The organism is Streptomyces sp. NPDC001536 (genome assembly GCF_042894505.1).
Lineage (GTDB): Bacteria > Actinomycetota > Actinomycetes > Streptomycetales > Streptomycetaceae > Streptomyces.
The window spans coordinates 763,064-781,491 of the sequence record NZ_JBIAVQ010000003.1 but is presented as its reverse complement, the minus strand read 5'-3'; the positions used below and the strand labels follow the sequence as shown (position 1 = coordinate 781,491).

Genomic DNA, 18,428 nt, shown 5'->3' with positions numbered 1-18,428 from the left:
ATGCGCGGGCCGGGCGAGTGGTGGCGGGGGAAGAACACGCCGCAGAAGGTCGAGACGTACACCCGGTGGACGTTCCACTTCTTCGCGGTGCTCGAGGTCGTGACGGTCGGGCTGTCGGTCGCCAACGCACTCACCCCCGGGCCGGCCGTCTGGCTGACGCTCGCGGCGACCGCGCACGCGGCGGTCTGCGCCCTGACCGTGTCACGGGCGGTGGACTGGGTGTGCGGCCGGCGTGAGCACCCCGCACGGCTGTTGTGGACCTTCGGCGCCGTCACCGCTGCGGTCGCCCTCACGGCGGCCGCCGTGGCCGAGTACGGTCCGGCCGGTGACGGCGCCGACACCGCGGCAGGCGGGGTCTTCGGCGTCGTGCTGATCTTCGGGATGGGCACCATCGCGCTCGGCGCCCGCAGCCGACGGCACGTGTACGCCGTCGTCGTGGGCTTCGGGGCGGGTGCGTGGCTCGTCGGCATCGCGATGGGCCGGCCCGCTTCCACCGCTCTGCTCAGCGCGTTCCTGGTACTGCTCGGCGGCGCGTTCATCGCCTTCTCCGCCGCCTTCTCGGTCTGGCTGCTCAACGCCGTCTACGAGCTCGACGAGGCCCGCGAGACAAGGGCCCGGCTCGCCGTCGCCGAGGAGCGGCTGCGGTTCGGGCGCGATCTGCACGACGTCATGGGGCGGAACCTCGCCGTGATCGCGCTCAAGAGCGAGCTCGCCGTGCAGCTGGCGCGGCGGGGTCGGCCGGAGGCCGAGGAGCAGATGGTCGAGGTGCAGCGCATCGCGCAGGAGTCGCAGCGCGAGGTGCGGGATGTCGTACGAGGGTACCGGGAGGCCGATCTCGGGGTCGAACTGGCCGGTGCGCAAGGAGTGTTGGAGGCGGCTGGGATCTCGTGCACGGTGACCGGGGAGGCCGCCGGGCTGCCGCTGGACGTGCAGTCGGCGCTCGGGTGGGTCGTGCGGGAGGCGACGACGAACGTGCTGCGGCACGGGGACGCCGGGCGGTGCGAGGTCGTGGTGCGGGTCAGGGAGGGGCGTGTGGTGCTGACCGTCGAGAACGACGGGGCAGCCTGCGCGGCGGGCAGCGGAGGCTCGGGGCTGGCCGGGCTGCGGGAGCGGCTGGCGGCCGTGGACGGGACGTTGGAGGCGGGGGCTGTGAAGGACGGGGTGTTCCGGCTGGTGGCCGAGGTGCCGCTGCGGGTGAGCGAGGTCACGGCATGACGGTCAGACTGCTGCTCGCCGACGACGAGCATCTGATCCGGGGCGCGCTGGCGGCGCTGCTCGCGCTGGAGGACGACCTCGTCATCGTCGCCGAGGCCGCGTCCGGTCCCGAGGCGCTGGCGATGGCCAAGGCGCACGCTCCCGACGTCGCCGTACTGGATCTCCAGATGCCCGGCGCGGACGGTGTGAAGGTCGCCACATCCCTGCGCACCGAACTGCCCGGCTGCAAGGTGCTGATCGTGACCAGCCATGGGCGGCCCGGGCATCTCAAGCGGGCCCTTGGGGCCGGTGTGCGGGGGTTCGTCCCGAAGACCGTGAGCGCGCAGAAGCTCGCCGAGATCATCCGCAGGGTGCATGCCGGACAGCGGTACGTCGACCCCGAGTTGGCCGCCGACGCGATCTCCGCCGGGGACTCCCCGCTGACCGCGCGCGAGGCCGAGGTGCTGGAACTCGCCGCCGACGGGGCGCCCGTCGCGGAGATCGCCGAGCGGGCCGCGCTGTCGCAGGGGACCGTGCGGAACTATCTGTCGTCGGCGGTGTCGAAGCTCGGGGCAGAGAACCGGCACGCCGCGGTGCGGCTCGCCCGGGAGCGAGGTTGGGTATAGTGGTTGTCGCGCCACGGCGCATGCGAACGTAGCTCAGTTGGTAGAGCGCAACCTTGCCAAGGTTGAGGTCGCGAGTTCGAACCTCGTCGTTCGCTCCAGATGAAAGCCCCCGGTTCCGGCCGGGGGCTTTTGCGTGGGCTTGCGACGTCGGGCGTGTGCGGTGCCCCCGGTTTCCCGGGGGCCTCTCGCGTTACGACCAGCTGGTGCCGGTCAGTCGCTCGTACGCCTCGATGTACTTGGCGCGGGTCGCGTCCACGACCTCCTGCGGCAGCGCCGGCGGCGGCTGCTCGCTCTTGCGGTCCCAGCCGGACTCCGCCGAGGTCAGCCAGTCACGCACGAACTGCTTGTCGTACGACGGCTGCGCACGGCCCGGCTCCCACTGGTCGGCCGGCCAGAAGCGGGAGGAGTCCGGGGTGAGGATCTCGTCCGCGAGGACCAGGGTCTCGCCCTCGAAGCCGAACTCGAACTTGGTGTCCGCGAGGATGATGCCGCGGTCCCGGGCGATGTCACGGCCGCGCGAGTAGACGGCGAGGGTGGCCTGCCGCAGCCGGGCGGCGGTGTCGGCGCCGACCTGGCGGGCGACCTCCTCGTAGGAGACGTTCTCGTCGTGCTCACCGACCTCGGCCTTGGTGGCCGGGGTGAAGATCGGGGCGGGGAGTTCGCTGCCGTCGACGAGGCCCTCGGGAAGGGCGAGGCCGCAGACCGTGCGGGACTCGTTGTACTCGACCAGGCCCGAGCCGGTGAGGTAGCCGCGGGCCACCGCCTCCACCGGGACCATCTGCAACGACTTGCAGACGAGGGTGCGGCCGGCCCAGTCGGCCGGGGCGCCCTCGGGCAGGTCGGTGCTCAGGACGTGGTTGGGGATGAGATCGGCGATCTGGTCGAACCACCACAGGGACAGCTGGGTGAGGACCCGGCCCTTGTCGGGGATCTCGGTCGGCAGCACCCAGTCGTACGCGGAGATGCGGTCGCTGGCGACCATCACGAGGTCGCCCGCCTCGTTCTGGTACAGCTCACGCACCTTGCCGGTGTGGAGGTGCACCAGGCCCGGAACCTGAAGCGGCTCGGGCTTTTCTACGAATCCGGACACGGTTCCTCCCCGTGGTTCTGTCCAAGTGGCTCGATTGTCCCGTATGAGGTGGCCAGTCCTGGACAGGGGGTCTGTGGCCTGTGCTTTTCGGCGTCAGTCGCGCTTGCAGATGTGGTCCAGCAGGTTGGCGGTGGCGCGCTGGACGCGGGGGTCCACATGTCCGGGGCGGTCCAGGGACGGGGACCACGCGAAGGTGCCGGACGCGAAGACCAGGGCGCCGGAGGGGGCGCGGTAGAGGGAGGTCTCCTGGTGGCGGAGGGCGCCCTCGGTGTCGGTGTACGGGGAGTGGGCGAGCAGGATGCGGTCGTCGTGCTCGGGGAGCGGGGTGCGCGGGAAGTAGCGGTCGGCCTCGCCCGCGACCAGTCCCTCGATCTCGTCGCCGTCGTGGGCGCCGGTGGCCTCCCAGAGCCAGTGGTCGGCGTTGCGCACGATCAGCGGGTGAGGGTCGGGGACCCTGCCCGCGTACTGGATGCCGACCACCTGCTGCTCGGGGCGGTCGACCTCCCGCCACAGCACCGGCCGGCCCGGGCCCCTGCGCTTGCGGCAGGTCAGGAGGCGGTCGGGGACGCCGGACGGGGACGGGCCCAACTCCACCTGCCAGTACATGGTGTTGGCGGAGAGGAAGACCAGCGATGTGCCGTGGTCGCGGGCCCGCTCCACGGTGCGGCGCATGTTCGCCGACCAGTACTCGTCGTGCCCCGGGAAGACCAGGCCTCGGTAGCGGGTGGGGTCGACACGGCCGGAGTGTAGATCGCGGGCGTCGGCGTAGGCGAGGTCGTAGCCGTAGCGCTCGGCGAACCGGATGAAGTCGTAGGCGTGGCCCACGTGCAGGGGGAGGCCGGCGCCTGCGTACGGGCGGTCGAAGGAGACGGTCGTGGCCGCGTCGGACTCGCCCAGCAGGCGGCCGTCCTCGTCCCAGGCGTGGTAGAGGCTGGCGCCCGTGCGGCCGTCCTCCGGGTAGAGGTTGTACGCCTGCCAGGTGACGTCGGGCAGGAGGAGCAGCAGGTCCGCCGGGTGGTCGTGGCGGACGGTGAACGGGACGTGGGAGCGGTAGCCGTCCGCGGTGGTCAGGACGGCCACGTACGCCCCGATGCTCCAGAAGGAGGGGATCTGCAGGCGCCAGCTCAGCCACCAGTGGTGGCAGGAGACCGTGCGGTCCGCGGTGAGCGGCGAGGGCTGGACGATGCCGGAGAGGCGGGGGCTGGTGGTGATCTTGGCCGCGCCGTCACCGCCGTAGTGGCCGATGCGGTACACATCGACGCTGAACTCCTGGGGCGGGTCGACCGTGATGTGGAAGTCGATGGCCTCACCGGGGGCGACCGCGCTGGTCGAGGTGAAGCCCTTGATCTGGCGGCGCACGTCGTCCGCGGCGCGGGGGCCGCCGGTGGCGCGGGGGGCCGGGATGCGGGGGGTGTCCCTGCGGCCGCCGGCGGGGGTCGGCTGCTGGGCTCCGTCCACGTACCAGGGGACCACCTGGCCCGTGTCGTCGAAGTACGTCTCGTCACCGCGGAGCCAGGGGACGGGACCCTGGCCGAAGGGGTCCGTCACCGCGTGCGCCAGCGCTCCCGACTCCCAGCGGCGGATCTGCTCCGACCCCATGGCTGCTCCCCTCCCTCGTGCCCCCGTGTGTGAGTGCGGTCGTCCGTTCGTGCGTGTGACGTCTGTCTTATGTCGTAAGCCCTTGCCATGTGCGCGATCGGTCCCAGCACATCACATTACGCACGCACGCGGTCACTATTCGTTGCGAATTGGCCGAAAGTGGAACGAGGGCTTCCGGTAAGGGAGTTGTGCGGGGCCTTCCGGCCGACGGGGCTCGCTCAGACGAGGCGGACCGGCTTCTCCGGGCGTATGCCGGACTCCAGGAGCCAGGTGCGCAGGGGCACCGGGTCGCCGTCCACGACGAGGCTGAGGACCACGGGGGTGAGGTCGGCCGCGCGGTCGCCGTTGATGAGGAGGGTCGGGCCGTCGAGCCAGTCGAGGCCGGGGGTGGCACCGGCGGTGTCCATCGCGGCGCAGCAGACCATGGCTGTGACGTGGTCGGTGAGGAGTTCGCGGGATGTGCGGGGTGCTTGGGGCGGGAAGAGGGGCAGCGCGCCGTCGTCCCAGAGGGTGGTGTCGGGGCCCTGGGTGGTGGGGGCGGTGGCTTCTTCGCGCGCCAGTTCCGCGGTGAGGCCTGCGGCGAGGGTGGTGGTGCGTTCGTTTTCTTGTTCGTCGGCGTCGGCCTCGGCTTCGGCGTCAGCCTCGTCCTCAGCTTCGACTTCGGCTTCGGCTGTTGCGATCCCGCCCGCGACGGCCATGACGGTTTCGCCGTCGGGGGCGGGTGGCTCCTGTGGGGTGGGGGCCTGGTCGCCGTCGGCGGCTGCGGGTTCGAGTGTCGGTGCGGCTGTGGGCTCGTCCGAGTCTTTCCGTAGCGCTGCGGGCTCGGTCGGTGCCTCGGGTTCGGTCGGTGCCGCGAGGTAGTCCAGGACCCGGGACAGGGTCGGGCCGTCCGTCTCCGGGCCCGTGGTCTCGGGGGTCCGGCGTACGCCCTGGGCGTCCAGGACTCGGTGGAGGCGGGCCGCGTCGAGGCGCCACTTTCGGTCGACGACCTCTTCCGGGTACTCCTGCCAGTCGACCGGGGACCAGTCGGGGCCGGACTCCGCCGGGCCGCCGTGGAAGAGGCGGGCGGCGAGGAGGGAGGTGGCCTCGTCGATCGTGCCGGGTTCCTCCAGGAGGTCACAGGCGGGGCGCTCACCCAGACGGGAGGCGAAGCCCTCGGCCAGGCGGTCCCGGCGGGAGAGCTCCGTGAGCGCCGCCACCACTCCCGCGTCCAGGCGGGACGGCCAGCGGCCCATCCGCCAGGCGGGCAGCGCCACACGGGTCAGGAGACGGTCCCAGCCGGCGTAGGCCAGGCCCACCTGCTCCTGGGCGACGATCCGCAGGCCGTAGTCCACAGCCTGTGCACGCTCGGCCGCCGCGGCGGCGACCCCTCGCTCCATCTGGGACGCGTGCTCCCGGCAGCTGTGCAGCAGCAGCCGGGCCACCCAGCCGACGCCGGCGCACACCGCGCGGGTCATCGGGCAGCGGCCGGATGTCGAGGCGACGGCCACCGCGGCGTCCAGGCCGCGGACGAAACGGCGGGCCGCGGCTATGTCCGGGTGGGCCGAGGGGCCCGTACCGGCGACGACCGGGGCGAGGACGGCGCGGAGCTCACCGACCCGCATCCACCACAGGAACGGGGAGCCGATGACCAGGACGGGCGCCGCCGTCGTGCGCCGCGAGCCGCGGGCGCCCGTGAGCTCGTCGCGGGCCTCTCGCAACGGCGGGCCGTGGGACGGATGGGTGCGGTCCTCCAGCCAGCTGTCGCAGTCCGGGGTGAGCGCTATCGCGGACGGGGCGGGCACGTCGAGACGGTCGGCCAGGTCGCGCACCATGCGGTACAGGTCCGGCGCCGACTCCTCGGCGATCGCGACCGTCGGGCTCATGGCGGGGCGGGCACGGGCGACGACCAGGGCGATGCCGGCGGCGGCCAGCAGGACCAGCACGGCGAACGGCGTGACGACCCAGCGGGCGGCCTGCCAGCCGGGGCCCACGAAGTGGCCGGTGGAGCTTCCGGCGTACAGCACCACGGCGACGGCCGCCGGCAGCAGCGCGACGGCGAGCGCGCGGCTGCGGATGCGCAGCACGGCGAGCGCTCGGGAACGCGCGGCCTGTGCGACCGCCTCTCCACCCATACCGGTCACGACCGGGTGTCACCCCCTCCCTGGTGTCCTGGCTGCCTGACTGTCCTGGCGTTGCTCACTCCCCCACTGTGGCACCCACCACTGACATCGCAATGCCGGTGGGCCAAGTGCCGGAACGCTTGCGCCGCACCTTAGTTGGGGCCCCGGCCCACGTCAGCCGGAAAAGGGAGCGGTCACTCGATGGAATGGCTTTGGGGAAAGGTGGATGACGGACAGCGAAGATCAGGCCTTGGTTCTTGACCCAAGTTCAGCCCCCGTCCGGCGTGCGGTGCCCGGTCTGCGGCGGGCCGGTGCCCGGGCCGGGCACGCGTCAGGCCCCGAATCCTGAGACGGATTCGGGGCCTGTCGGGTTCATCCGGTCTGCCGGTTGTTCCAGGTATTCCGGTCGTTTCGGCTACTCGGGTTGTCCTGGCTACTCGCCCGCCGCGGCCTTCGCCGCGATGTCCGTACGGTGCTGGGAGCCGTCGAGACGGATGCGGGAGACCGCCTGGTACGCGCGGTCGCGGGCCTCGTGCAGATCCTTGCCGGTCGCCGTGACGGACAGGACGCGGCCGCCGGCGCTGACCACGGCGTCGCCGTCGTGCTTGGTGCCGGCGTGCAGGACGTACGCGTGCGGGGCGTCCTCGGCGGCCACCTCGTCGAGGCCTGTGATCGGGTCGCCGGTGCGCGGGGTGCCGGGGTAGTTGTGCGAGGCCACGACCACGGTGACCGCGGCGTCGTCGCTCCAGCGCAGGGGCGCCAGGTCGGCGAGGTCGCCCTTGGCGGCGGCCAGCAGGAGACCCGCGAGGGGAGTCTTCAGACGGGCCAGGACCACCTGGGTCTCGGGGTCGCCGAAACGGGCGTTGAACTCGATGACGCGGACTCCGCGCGAGGTGATCGCGAGGCCGGCGTAAAGGAGCCCGGAGAAGGGGGTGCCGCGTCGGCGCATCTCGTCGACGGTCGGCTGGAGGACGGTCTCAAGGACCTCTTCCACCAGCTTCGGGTCGGCCCAGGGCAGCGGGGAGTACGCGCCCATGCCGCCGGTGTTCGGGCCCTCGTCGCCGTCCAGGGCACGCTTGAAGTCCTGGGCGGGCTGGAGCGGGACGACGGTCTCGCCGTCGGTGACGGCGAAGAGGGAGACCTCGGGGCCGTCGAGGAACTCCTCGATGACGACGCGCTCACAGGAGTTGGCGTGCGCCCTGGCGACCTCCAGGTCGGGCGTGACGACGACGCCCTTGCCGGCCGCGAGACCGTCGTCCTTGACGACGTACGGGGCGCCGAAGGCGTCGAGGGCCTCGTCGACCTCCTGGGGGTTCGTGCAGACGTAGGAGCGCGCGGTGGGGACGCCCGCCCCCGCCATCACGTCCTTCGCGAAGGCCTTGGAGCCCTCGAGCTGCGCGGCCTCCCCGGAGGGACCGAAGACCGGGATACCGGCCTCGCGCACGGCGTCGGACACCCCCGCGACAAGGGGTGCCTCCGGGCCGACGATCACGAGCTCGGCGCCGAGCCCGGTGGCCAGCGCGGCGACGGCCGTGCCGTCCAGGGCGTCGACCTGGTGCAGCTCGGCGACCTCGGCGATACCGGCGTTGCCGGGAGCGCAGTACAGCGCGGTGACGTCGGGGTCGAGGGACAGGGAGCGGCACAGGGCGTGTTCGCGGGCGCCGCTGCCGATGACGAGGACCTTCACGGGGTCAGCGTAACCGGCTCGGGGCTCGGGGAATTGTGCGGGTTGCTGAAGGGGTGGGGGGACGGGGTTTGTGGGTTTCTCCGAAACGGGGGTGGGGGGAGGGGTGGCGCCGGTGCGGTGTCGGTGCGGTGTCGGTGCTGTCTCCGGGCGCGCTGAGGCCGTGGGCGCTCTCGGGGAACGTGGTGTCCCGCTGGCGCGCGTGCTGCCGCTCCTCGCTGACGACTGGCCGGCCGGGTGCCGGTGCCGTATCCGCGCCTGGTGGGGAGCCCCTACTCGTTCGTGAACTCCTCCACCACCGTCGCTCCCAGCTCCCGCACGATCAGTTCGCGGCCGGAGAGGGCCGATTCGTTGAGGTCGGGGTCGTCGTCCTCGGGGATGTCGTCCTCGGGGGCGACCGGGGGCGGCTCCGGGGCGGAGGGACGGGGGGCGGTGGTGGGAGCGGAGGCCGGGGGTGGTGTCGCCGGGGACTGCGCAGGGGTCGCGGGGGTGGGAGCGGGGGTCGCCGGGCGCTGTGCCGGCGAGGGGGCGGGGGCGCCGCCTCCGCCGTAGCCGCCGGAGGTTCCAGGGGTGCCGGATGCGCCGGGGGTGCCGTAGCCGCCACCGCCGCCGTTGAAGCCGGGCGTGCCGCCGCCGGGCTGCGGGGGTGCCGAGCCGCCCGAGGGGTCGACGACTGCCTCGATCTTCCACTGGACGTTGAACTGCTCGCCCAGCGCCTGCTTCAGGACGTCCTCGCTGCCGCTGCTCACGAAGTTGTCGCGGGCTCCGGCGTTGACGAAGCCGATCTGGAGGGTGGTGCCGTCGAAGCCGGCCACCTGGGCGTTCTGGCTGAGCAGGATCCAGGTGAAGCGGCGGCGGTTCTTGACGGCCTCCAGGATGTTCGGCCAGAGCATGCGGGGGTCGACTCCGCCGGCCGGAGGTGCGTAGGCAGCGGGGGCGGCCGGCTGGGGCTGGGCGGATGCGGGCTGGGCAGCTGCGGGCTGGTTCGGCGCCGGGGTGGTGGGTGCGGGTTGGCTCGGGGCGGCCGGGGGCTGGCCGCCTCCGGCGGGGGTCGCCGTGGGCCAGCCACCGGGGCGTCGGCCGCCGCCCGCCGGTGCGGCGGTGGGCCAGGCGCCGGGGGTGGAGGTGGTGGGGGCGGCGGGTGCCTGGGGCTGGGTGATGCCGGTGCCGCCGGGTGCCGGGCCCGTGGGCGCGGCCGGGGCTTGGGCCGAGCCGGCGTCGTAAGCCGGAGTCGGGGCCGGGGCCGTGTCCTGACCCGGATGACCGGGCTGGCCCGGATGACCGGGCTGGCCCGGATGACCGGGCTGGCCCGGATGACCGGGCTGACCGGGTGCGGTGCCGAAGCCTGGGGCGCCGCCTGCCGCAGGTCCGCTCGCTGCGGGTCCGCCGGTCACAGGTCCGGCGGGCGCAGGTCCGCTCGGCGCACCCGAAGCCCGTACCGCCGCCCGGGCCGCCGCGGCACCGCCCCCCGGCGGAACCGGCGCGGCAGCCGCCGCCCCATGCGCCTCCGGCCCGGGGACGTATCCCATCGCGGGCGCGCCCCCGCCCCCGGAGAAGTTCACACCGCGCTCCAGCCGGTCGAGCCGGGCCATCACGGACCGCTCGTCGCCATAGGCGGCCGGCAGCAGCACGCGCGCGCAGATCAGCTCCAGCTGGAGGCGAGGGGAGTTGGCGCCCCGCATCTCGGTGAGGCCCGCGTTGACGAGGTCGGCGGCGCGGCTGAGCTCGGCGGCGCCGAAGATGCCGGCCTGGGCCTGCATCCGCTCCAGGACGTCGGCGGGGGCGTCGATGAGGCCGGTCTGCGTGGCGTCCGGGACGGCGGCGAGGATCACCAGGTCGCGCAGCCGCTCCAGGAGGTCCGCGACGAAGCGCCGCGGGTCGTTGCCCCCCTCGATGATCCGGTCGACGACCTCGAAGGCGGCGGCGCCGTCACCGGTGGCGAAGGCCTCGACGACGGAGTCGAGGAGCGAGCCGTCGGTGTAGCCGAGGAGAGAGGTGGCCATGGCATACGTCACACCCTCTTCCTTCGCGCCGGCGAGCAGCTGGTCCATGACGGACATGGAGTCACGCACGGAACCCTGCCCCGCTCGCACGACGAGCGGCAGCACGCCCTCCTCGACCGGGATGTTCTCGTGTCCGCAGACCTCGCCGAGGTAGTCGCGCAGGGTCCCCGGCGGCACGAGCCGGAAGGGGTAGTGGTGGGTCCGCGACCGGATGGTCCCGATGACCTTCTCGGGCTCGGTGGTGGCAAAGATGAACTTGAGATGCTCGGGAGGCTCCTCGACGACCTTCAGCAAGGCATTGAAGCCGGCCGACGTGACCATGTGGGCCTCGTCGATGATGTAGATCTTGTACCGGCTGCTCGCGGGCCCGAAGAAGGCCTTCTCTCGCAGCTCACGGGCGTCGTCCACACCACCGTGAGAGGCCGCGTCGATCTCGATGACGTCGATGGAACCCGGCCCGTTCCTGGCCAGGTCCTGGCAGGACTGGCACTCCCCGCACGGGGTCGGCGTGGGACCTTGCTCACAGTTCAGACAGCGGGCCAGGATGCGGGCGCTCGTCGTCTTGCCGCAGCCACGCGGACCGCTGAACAGGTACGCGTGATTGACCCGGTTGTTCCGCAGCGCCTGCTGCAACGGGTCGGTGACATGCTCCTGCCCGATGACCTCGGCGAACGACTCCGGGCGATAGCGGCGGTACAGCGCGAGAGACGACACGCATACGAGGTTATAGGCGCCCACTGACAACCAGCCCCACGCACGAGGCCCACCCTTGCCGGCAAACGCAAGCGCCCCCCACGCACCCGCCAGAGCCAACCTACCCTTGCTGCCTTCCGGCCCTGGGGGAGTTCAGTCAGATAGCGCCACGTGAGGGGCTGCCCAAACAGTACCCGATGTCAGGGGCTGGGAACGAGTTCGCGAGCACTCCTCAACGTCTTGTATTGTTTGCCGCGGAGGATTCGCCTAGAGGCCTAGGGCGCACGCTTGGAAAGCGTGTTGGGGGCAACCCCTCACGAGTTCGAATCTCGTATCCTCCGCCAGTGCCTCACCGGGCACGATGTCGAAGGGCCCCACCGTTCGCGGCGGGGCCCTTCGTCGTTGTCCGTCTCAGTTTCCGTCTCAGTTCGTCTTCGGGAGCTCCCAGAGAGCGTCGCCGACTTGCTGGGCCACCTTCCGCAGCAGCGTTCCAGTGACGTGCATGTAGCGAGCGCGCATGCGGGCCGCTCCCCCAGGCTCCCAGCCCATGATCGCGTCGACCACGACGTCCGGTACACCGAGGATCAGGAGGACGGTCGCGGCGGTGTGGCGAGCGTCATGAAGACGGCCGTCTCGTACGCCCGCGTCCCGCAGCAGTCGCTTCCAGACGTGGAAGTCCGTGTTCGGGCTCAGAGGGCCGCCGGTCGGGGAGGCGAAGACGTATCCCTTGTCCTCCCAGTCGGTACCGGCCGCCATCCTCTCCTTCTCCTGTACCTCCTGGTGTTGGCGTAGGAGCTTGATCAGCGGGTTGGGCAAGCCGATCGTGCGACGCCCGGCGCGGGACTTGGTGGACTTGTGCTCGCGGCGGGTCTGCCGCTTCTGGGGGCAGTAGCCGGCCTTCCGGCCGCACGGGTTGTCTCCACAGCCGTGGGCGTACTTGGGGCGGAGACGGTTCTTGCGGATGCGGACGTATCCCGCGTCCAGGTCGACGTCTTCCCAGTGGAGCCCGAGCGCCTCCCCCTGCCGGAGACCAAGCGCCAGGGCGACGACCCAGCGCGTGCTGTTCCGGAGCTTGGCGGCCTCAACGAGCAGGCTCTGAACCTCCTCGATCGTGAACGGCTCGATGTCCTCTTCTTCGAGACGCGGAGCCTTGGCGATCTCGGCCACGTTGGTGGCGACGTGCCCACGCCGCTTGGCCTCACCGAGGGCCACCCGGACCGTTCGGTGAGCGTGGTGGGCGGTGCCGGCGGAGCTCCCGGCGTCCTGCATCTTCCGGTAGAAGCGCTCCAGGTGCTCAGGCTCCAGCTTGTCGAGCTTGTGAGCGCCCAGGCCGGGCACGAGGTGAACTCGTACATCGACTTCGTAGCCGTCGTACGTGTTCTCGGAGACGTACGGCTTGGCGATGTTCTCGACCCAGTGCTCAAGCCACGCCTGGACGGTCCAGCTCTGGCCCGGCTTCCTCAGCTTCTTCTCGTCCCGGGCCCGCTCCATGTCACGGACGGCCCGCGTCACCTCGGCCTTGGTCTTCCGCTCGATGTGGCGACGGTCCGGCTTGCCGTCATCACGGACGCCGACCGTCACTCGGCCATGCCATTTGCCGTCCTTGCCGAAGTAGATGGAGGAGGCTCCGTTGGGCTGACGACTGCGCTTGTTCTCTGCCATGGCATCCCCCTCAAGCAGCTTCGGCGGGTCGGTAGCGGAGCTTCGCGACGTAAGCGGGCACGGCATCGGCGGGGACTCGGCGCAGCCTCCCGACCATGACGGACTCGATCTCTCCGGCAAGGACGAGGCGGAAGCAGGTCGTACGGCCGATCCGGAGCCGCCGGGCCGCTTCCTCGACGGTCAGCAGGGCCAAGGACGGGTCGAACTGTTCGGGCACGACAGCGACGACTCGGGGCTCAGCCACGGATGGGCTCTCCTTCCGTTCCGGCGGCGGGTTCGAGGGATGCGGACAGCCAGGCTTCGGCGTCGGAGAGGCCTGTTCCGGCGAAGACCCAGTGCGCGAGGACGTACGTCGTCTCGGGCTCGCGTGTGGGTGGGGCGGCTTGTGCGCGGCGCCATTCGGCGCGGGCGTCGCGGAGGGCGCCGAGGGTGGTGGAGTAGCGGCGAGACTTGGTGGAGAAGTGGCCGCGGAAGCCGAGCATGTGGGCCCAGGCGCGTAGGCGGAGGTGTTCGAGGTCCTTTCGAGCGCCGAGGGCCCATGCGGTGCGGACCAGGCTGCGGGCGTGGTCGCTGATGTCGAGCTGGGCCAGCTCGGCGGCGAACTTGAGCGGGCGGTCGAGAGCTCCCGTGGCTGTCTCGGCTCCCTTGGTCGCGTACTTGGCGATGTACGCGGCTACGGCTCGCTCGGTCAACTCCTGGCCGTCGTTGAAGTCGGCGGAGCGGATGGTGCGGACGTCGAGTTGGCGGCCGAAGGTGAAGGTGTGGGTGCGGCCGTCGATGGTCGGGCCGTCCACGCTCGTCTTGGTTACGGCAGTGTTGATGGCGTCAGTGAGCAGCTCGGCGGTGGCCCAGGCCGGGGGCGGGGTGTCGCCGCCTCCCGGGCCGTCGAGGCGTATGACGGCGTGGAAGTGGACCGCACCACGCTTCTGGTACTCGGCGACCTTGGCGAAGGACACGCGCGCGTGGTCGCGGAATCGGCGCTGGGAGAGGCCGGCACGCTTGGCGACCTCCCGGCGCAGGTACGTCGAGAAGCGCCGCCAGAGGGCGCCCGCGTGGGCATTCCAGAGAACGGCTGCTTCGTAGTCGTAGGTGCCCGGGTTGAGCGGGGTGCCAAGGGCGTCGTCGTCCTGGTCGTGGTGGACGCCGCAGCGGCAGGGGCGGCCGTCGGTGCGGCGGTTGTGGACCGGGCCGAAGCCGGGGGCGGTGAAGGTGGCGAACACGCGTGGGTGGGCGCCGACTTGTTCCGGGGTGCCCTTGCCTCCACGCAGTCCGGCGGTGATCAGGTGGAAGGTGTCGCGGCGGTAGACCTCCGCGCAGGCCGGGCAGCGGGTCGTACGGCGGTTGTTGCAGCGGACGAGGAGTTGGCCGGCCGGAAGGCTGGTCGAGTCGAGTTGGTGGACGACGGCGCCGATCTCGCCGGTCGTGGTGTCGACGTCGTACTCGGTGCGGTGGCCGTCGAGGCGGATGGGGTGGGTGCAGCCGCCGAGGGTGGAGAGCTGGCGGAGGATACCCGGGAGCGTGCCTTGCGAGGCCAGGTTCGCGAGTTCCGGGAGTGGGGCCGGAGTGGTGCGGGTGAAGATGGCGTTTCTCCTTCTGGCTGGCTAGGTCGGGAGGAACAGGCCCCGGGGCGGCGTGATGCTTAGTCGAGCGACGCCGCCCCGGAGGTCTGGCGGGGGCTCAGCGCCGATGCTGCTCGCGGAGCAGGGAGCGCAGGACCACGGCGGCCACGGCTACGGAGATGGCCGTGATGGCTACGGCCGCCAGGAGCGCGGTGAGGACGACTCCGCCGACGACCAGGGCGACGACCGTCTTCTGATCGATCGAGACCGACGGGAGCGAGCGCCGTACGGGCATCGGGTCGGCAGGGGTGTGGGTGTGCGCGGGCGGCGGGGTCGGGTTGTCGGGGTACTTGGGCAGGAACACGGCGGCGTTCTCCTTATCTACTCGTCTAGTCGTGTGAGCCGTTTATGACGTCCACGCCGGTGCGCGTGCCGGACTCCACGACGGGGGCCATGAAGGTGCGGGAGAGCAGGAAGCCGAAGAGGGCGATCAGTACGACGACCCAGGTACGGACGCCGAGGAACTTGACCGCTCCCCAGGCGAAGAAGCCGAGGACGAAGACGAGCGGCAGACTGACGGTCACGGGTGCGAGGTCCTCTCAGCGGACGGGGCAGCGGTGGGTGTTGGCGGCCAGTTCGGCGGCGGCGCGGCTGTCGTAGTCGGAGGAGAAGCCGCAACGCGGGGCGGTGCAGGCGGCGGTGTGCTTCTCGCGGCCGCGTTGGTCGTAAGAGGTGGCGACCTGGACCGGGCCGATGCGGGTGACGTTGCGGAAGCGGCGGTTGGCGGGCATGCGGATCTCCCCTCAGATCTGGGCGGCGATGGCTTCCGCCATGGGCGCGGGAACGCCGAGGCGGGCGCGAAGGGTTGGAGTGTCGATCGGGGTGCCGGTGCGGGTGTGGTGTTCGGTGGCGACCTTGCGGGCGTGGTCGACCAGGGCGGTCGGGACGGGTACGGCGGGGCGGTCGGGCGGTGCTTCGATGGCTGGTTGCGCGGGTGGCTCGGGGGTGGGTTCGGGCGCGTTTTCCTGGTCCTCGATGAGCTCGGTGTCGTTGGCCGGTTTCGTCGTCGGGGTGGAGTGGGCGAGGAGGGTTCCGCCGAGGAAGGCGACCGCGGGCCAGCCCGCGACGAGGATGCGCAGCCAGGCCGGCACGTGGTCCAGGTCGAGCAGTCCGGCGGTGGCGACGTTCGCGCCGAGGGACGCGGCGAGTGCGATGACGAACCAGCACCACCCGGACGCTTTCGCCTCGCCGGAACGGAGTCGACGCCAGGCGGCGACGAGCAGCAGGTCGACGGAGACGGGGTAGGCCCACGCTTTCCATCCGTCCTGTCCGGCCGCCGAGGCGATGTCGTGGATGTGGGCGAAGGACAGTGCGGCGGCGATCAGCGCCTGGACGAGCACCGCGTCGACGCGGGCCAGTTGGGCGCGCATGAGCGGCTCCTTCCGGGTTCAGGCATGGGAGGGGTAGGGACGTGGCGTGAGGCAGTCACGCCGACCGGAGTTGGGGGGAGGAGGAAGGTCAGTCGGCGATCGGGCGCGGTTGGACTTGCGGCGCCGGGGACTTGACCGGTCGTACGGGCACGTGGGGCCGGAAGGGCTTGAGTGCGGGCAGGTCGGGGACCAGGTGCGCGGAGTCTCGGCAGGTCTCGGCGGCGTCGGCGAGGGAGAGGTACGGCGTGCGGATGCGGGACCAGCCGCCGGAGGTGTCACCGGCGACGGCCAGGCCGGGGCGTTCGGGAGCGATGGCACAGGCGGCCATGACCGCTTCCGGGGCGATGTCGCCGAGTGCCATCTTGGCGGAGGCCTCGTCGTTGACGCGGTGGCAGACGCGGCCGGTCAGTTGGGCGCGGAGCATGGTGGCGCCCTTGCCGAGTTCGGCGCCGAAGCGCTGCCCGCAGACTTCCAGGTAGATGCCGGCGGCGCGGCCGAGTTGGGCGAGGCGGATGAGTTGGGTGACCATCTCGTCGCGCCGTTCCTCGTCCTTCCTGGTGGCGATGAGGAAGAGTTCGGCGACCTCGTCGACGAACAGCACGATGGGGGTGGGGCGTTCGTGCTCGGGCAGGCCCCAGATGTCGGAGGTGATCTCCTCGTCTGGGATGTCCGGGGCGATGCCCTGCCGGGCTTTGATCAGGTCGTAGCGGTCCTCCATTTCCTTGACGAGTACGGGAAGCAGCTCGGCTGCCTGCTCCGGATCGGTGGCGAGTGCCGAGAGTCGGGCGGCGAAGGGCGCCAGCTCGACACCCCTCTTGCAGTCGATGCCGACCAAGGCGACCGGTTGCGGGGCGAGCCCGGTGATCAGGTGGCGCAGGTACATGGACTTGCCGGACAGGGTGGCGCCAAGGGTGAGTTGGTGCGGCATGGTGCGGTAGTCGCGTACGAAGGCGGTGGCGTCCTCGCGCAGGGCGACGGGGATGCGCAGGTATCCGGAGTCGACCTTGCGAGGCATCCGAACTTGCCGCAGGACGTCGAAGCCGACGAGCCGCAGTTCGACGACACCGGGCTTGACGGTGGTGACGTAGACGGCGTGAACGCCCCAGGCGTGCCGCAGTCGTTCGGCGGAGGCGGCGACGTCGGCGGGTGCCTGTCCCGGGGCGAGCCGGAGCCGTATCCGCAGGCCGGTCGTGGTGGGTCGGATGATGCCCCGGCGGGGCGGGACGGGCCGTATCTCTCGGTTCGTGGTGGCCTTGACCGCGAGGACCCTGAGCCGGGACGGCGTGACGGTCAGGCCGCATGCCTCCATGACGGAGGCGTACGAGCCGATCAGCCGAGCGGTGGAGACCGGCAAGCCGACAGCGGACCAGTAGACGGCCGGGTGCTTGGCCCGGGCGTAGGCAGCCCCGCCGCCGAGTGCGGCGACAGGACCTCCCACCTCCAGAAGCGTCGCTATGTCGGTCATCAGGCAGCGGCCCCGGTTGCGGCAGCCGGGAACGCGGCCGGGGTGACGGCGGCGGCGCGGAAGGCGATGCCGTGGCGCTGCTGCCCGTTGAACACGCTCTCCCAGGGCCGGGCGATCAGCCCCGGCAGCGAGACCGGCGCCCCGAGCGCCAGCCCCTCCGAGATACCGCCCTCAGGAACGGTGACCTTGATCAGCGACGACTCGCCCTGCTCGATGTAGACGACGCCGATCGTCATCAGCGGCTCACCGCTGACGGTGTCCATGGCCCGCTCGCCGGTCTGACGGTCGCGAACCTTCGGCTCCGGAGCCTCGGTCAGCAGGATCGTCGCGGCGGAGGCCTCAACACGGATGGTACGCAAGGGAGTTCCCCTATCTACTCGTCTATACATGATGCGTCCTGCGAACCCGATCTTCGGGATCACGCGGACCACTCTGCCACTCAACTTGCCCACTCGTCTATACGAGTTTGCCTGTTGAGGTGTACAAGTCCGAGAACCGTCCCCGCGCACCACCGCAAACCATGACGATCAGGTCGCCGGAAGCTGGTACGACAGCACGTATGCGTCAGCCGCCATGACGGTGTCGCAGACCTCGACGGCTCGCCCCTCGGTGTCGAAGGCGGTCCGGATGAGGTGGATCACGGGTACGCCGGAGGCCAGCCGGAGGGTCTTCACTTCGGTCGGCGAGGGCATCCGAGCCCGGATCTCCTCCTCGAAGTGGTCGAGACGGTGGCCGAGTTCTTCGAGGCGGGCGTAGATGCCGCCGGGCCCGGGATTGGGTTCGGCGATCTGAGTGCCGCGGGCGATGTCGAGGGGCAGGTAGGAGGTGGCGAACTCGACCGGGCGCCCGTCGAGGAGATACCGGCGCCGCCGGGCGAGTACGCGTCGTACGGAGCCGAGCCGGGTGGAGATGTCCTGACTGGCCTTCTCTTCCTTGACCTCCAAGCTGTCGACCTGGGGGTGACTGCCGGCGGCGTCGGCCTCGACGATGAAGGCGGACTTGCCTTGCTCGCGATGTCGCCGCGCGAACCGGTCGGAGGCGAGACGACGTACCGGTGGCCGGGGCCGGACGAAGACGCCCTTCCCGTGCTCGGCGTGCACGAGCCCTTCCCCCTGAAGGATGGAGAAGGAGTTTCGGACCGTCATACGGGATACCCCGTAATGATCGACGAGGTCGGCCTCCGAGGGCAGCTTGTCGCCCTCGCGGAATCGCCCACGGTCGATGGCCTCACGCAGTTGGTCGGCGATCTGCCGGAAGACCGCACGATCGCTCGTGGGGTCGAGATCGCCGAGAAGGCCGGAAGAAAGAGGGCTCACGCGTA

Annotated in this window: 17 protein-coding genes, 2 tRNA genes and 1 other RNA gene; 4 read left to right on the top strand and 16 right to left on the bottom strand. The window is 71.3% G+C overall.

Features of this window, described 5'->3' with window-relative positions; translation table 11 throughout:
• The 3 genes from ACFY0U_RS12555 (at position 1) to ACFY0U_RS12545 (ending at position 1,918) form a co-directional block, all read left to right on the top strand.
• Positions 1-1,215, top strand: a complete 1,215-nt coding sequence (locus ACFY0U_RS12555; protein ID WP_388634345.1) for a sensor histidine kinase — start codon at positions 1-3, stop codon at positions 1,213-1,215.
• The gene (locus ACFY0U_RS12550; protein ID WP_388634145.1) at positions 1,212-1,820 is read left to right on the top strand and encodes a response regulator; all 609 of its coding nucleotides are present in this window, start codon (positions 1,212-1,214) and stop codon (positions 1,818-1,820) included. Before ACFY0U_RS12555 ends, ACFY0U_RS12550 begins: the two co-directional genes overlap by 4 nt.
• A 22-nt stretch (positions 1,821-1,842) precedes the next feature.
• Positions 1,843-1,918, top strand: a tRNA-Gly gene (locus ACFY0U_RS12545).
• Between the two features lie 92 nt (positions 1,919-2,010).
• Here ACFY0U_RS12545 and ACFY0U_RS12540 read toward each other — a convergent pair.
• The 6 genes from ACFY0U_RS12540 to ffs all read right to left on the bottom strand — a co-directional run bounded on the left by ACFY0U_RS12540 (position 2,011) and on the right by ffs (position 11,175).
• Positions 2,011-2,910, bottom strand: a complete 900-nt coding sequence (locus tag ACFY0U_RS12540) for a phosphoribosylaminoimidazolesuccinocarboxamide synthase (protein WP_388634142.1) — start codon at positions 2,908-2,910, stop codon at positions 2,011-2,013.
• 93 nt (positions 2,911-3,003) lie between these two features.
• A complete protein-coding gene (locus ACFY0U_RS12535; protein WP_388634139.1) occupies positions 3,004-4,509 on the bottom strand; it encodes a N,N-dimethylformamidase beta subunit family domain-containing protein in 1,506 nt (501 codons plus the stop codon).
• A gap of 218 nt (positions 4,510-4,727) precedes the next feature.
• Positions 4,728-6,632: a hypothetical protein gene (locus ACFY0U_RS12530; RefSeq protein ID WP_388634136.1), complete on the bottom strand. Its 1,905-nt coding sequence runs from the start codon at positions 6,630-6,632 to the stop codon at positions 4,728-4,730.
• A gap of 412 nt (positions 6,633-7,044) precedes the next feature.
• Positions 7,045-8,298 carry a phosphoribosylamine--glycine ligase gene (gene purD / locus ACFY0U_RS12525; protein WP_388634133.1) on the bottom strand — a complete coding sequence of 418 codons (1,254 nt, stop codon included), beginning with the start codon at positions 8,296-8,298 and terminating at the stop codon, positions 7,045-7,047.
• Between the two features lie 269 nt (positions 8,299-8,567).
• On the bottom strand, positions 8,568-11,012 hold the full coding sequence (locus tag ACFY0U_RS12520; protein ID WP_388634130.1) for a DNA polymerase III subunit gamma and tau: 2,445 nt from the start codon (positions 11,010-11,012) through the stop codon (positions 8,568-8,570).
• A 64-nt stretch (positions 11,013-11,076) separates the two neighbouring features.
• Positions 11,077-11,175, bottom strand: an RNA gene (gene ffs / locus ACFY0U_RS12515) — signal recognition particle sRNA small type.
• A 72-nt stretch (positions 11,176-11,247) separates the two neighbouring features.
• Here ffs and ACFY0U_RS12510 point away from each other — a divergent pair.
• Positions 11,248-11,335, top strand: a tRNA-Ser gene (locus ACFY0U_RS12510).
• A 79-nt stretch (positions 11,336-11,414) separates the two neighbouring features.
• Here ACFY0U_RS12510 and ACFY0U_RS12505 read toward each other — a convergent pair.
• The 10 genes from ACFY0U_RS12505 to ACFY0U_RS12460 all read right to left on the bottom strand — a co-directional run bounded on the left by ACFY0U_RS12505 (position 11,415) and on the right by ACFY0U_RS12460 (position 18,423).
• The gene (locus tag ACFY0U_RS12505) at positions 11,415-12,653 is read right to left on the bottom strand and encodes a tyrosine-type recombinase/integrase (RefSeq protein ID WP_388634127.1); all 1,239 of its coding nucleotides are present in this window, start codon (positions 12,651-12,653) and stop codon (positions 11,415-11,417) included.
• A 10-nt stretch (positions 12,654-12,663) separates the two neighbouring features.
• The gene (locus tag ACFY0U_RS12500) at positions 12,664-12,897 is read right to left on the bottom strand and encodes an excisionase family DNA-binding protein (protein WP_329337364.1); all 234 of its coding nucleotides are present in this window, start codon (positions 12,895-12,897) and stop codon (positions 12,664-12,666) included.
• Positions 12,890-14,188 carry a replication initiator gene (locus ACFY0U_RS12495; RefSeq protein ID WP_388634342.1) on the bottom strand — a complete coding sequence of 433 codons (1,299 nt, stop codon included), beginning with the start codon at positions 14,186-14,188 and terminating at the stop codon, positions 12,890-12,892. Before ACFY0U_RS12495 ends, ACFY0U_RS12500 begins: the two co-directional genes overlap by 8 nt.
• 142 nt (positions 14,189-14,330) lie before the next feature.
• The gene (locus tag ACFY0U_RS12490) at positions 14,331-14,576 is read right to left on the bottom strand and encodes a SpdD protein (protein ID WP_388634123.1); all 246 of its coding nucleotides are present in this window, start codon (positions 14,574-14,576) and stop codon (positions 14,331-14,333) included.
• Between the two features lie 25 nt (positions 14,577-14,601).
• Positions 14,602-14,796, bottom strand: a complete 195-nt coding sequence (locus tag ACFY0U_RS12485; RefSeq protein WP_388634120.1) for a hypothetical protein — start codon at positions 14,794-14,796, stop codon at positions 14,602-14,604.
• Positions 14,797-14,811: 15 nt separating this feature from the next.
• Positions 14,812-15,003, bottom strand: coding sequence for a mobile element transfer protein (locus tag ACFY0U_RS12480; RefSeq protein WP_266825088.1), 192 nt, complete (start codon positions 15,001-15,003; stop codon positions 14,812-14,814).
• Between the two features lie 12 nt (positions 15,004-15,015).
• Entirely contained in the window at positions 15,016-15,642 is a 627-nt protein-coding gene (locus ACFY0U_RS12475; protein WP_388634117.1) for a DUF2637 domain-containing protein, read from the bottom strand.
• 88 nt (positions 15,643-15,730) lie between these two features.
• A complete protein-coding gene (locus tag ACFY0U_RS12470; protein ID WP_388634115.1) occupies positions 15,731-17,107 on the bottom strand; it encodes an FtsK/SpoIIIE domain-containing protein in 1,377 nt (458 codons plus the stop codon).
• Positions 17,107-17,466: a hypothetical protein gene (locus tag ACFY0U_RS12465; protein ID WP_388634112.1), complete on the bottom strand. Its 360-nt coding sequence runs from the start codon at positions 17,464-17,466 to the stop codon at positions 17,107-17,109. The genes ACFY0U_RS12470 and ACFY0U_RS12465 overlap by 1 nt, the downstream gene beginning before the upstream one ends.
• Before the next feature lie 168 nt (positions 17,467-17,634).
• Positions 17,635-18,423, bottom strand: a complete 789-nt coding sequence (locus ACFY0U_RS12460) for a GntR family transcriptional regulator (protein ID WP_388634109.1) — start codon at positions 18,421-18,423, stop codon at positions 17,635-17,637.
• Between the last annotated feature and the right edge of the window lie 5 nt (positions 18,424-18,428).

Excerpts from the sequence above, each read along its gene's own strand:
- ACFY0U_RS12555 (WP_388634345.1), top strand. The coding sequence starts at position 1 with ATGCGCGGGCCGGGCGAGTGGTGGCGGGGGAAGAACACGCCGCAGAAG.
- ACFY0U_RS12550 (WP_388634145.1), top strand. The coding sequence starts at position 1,212 with ATGACGGTCAGACTGCTGCTCGCCGACGACGAGCATCTGATCCGGGGC.
- ACFY0U_RS12535 (WP_388634139.1), bottom strand. The coding sequence starts at position 4,509 with ATGGGGTCGGAGCAGATCCGCCGCTGGGAGTCGGGAGCGCTGGCGCAC.
- ACFY0U_RS12505 (WP_388634127.1), bottom strand. The coding sequence starts at position 12,653 with ATGGCAGAGAACAAGCGCAGTCGTCAGCCCAACGGAGCCTCCTCCATC.
- ACFY0U_RS12480 (WP_266825088.1), bottom strand. The coding sequence starts at position 15,003 with ATGCCCGCCAACCGCCGCTTCCGCAACGTCACCCGCATCGGCCCGGTC.
- ACFY0U_RS12475 (WP_388634117.1), bottom strand. The coding sequence starts at position 15,642 with ATGCGCGCCCAACTGGCCCGCGTCGACGCGGTGCTCGTCCAGGCGCTG.
- ACFY0U_RS12470 (WP_388634115.1), bottom strand. The coding sequence starts at position 17,107 with ATGACCGACATAGCGACGCTTCTGGAGGTGGGAGGTCCTGTCGCCGCA.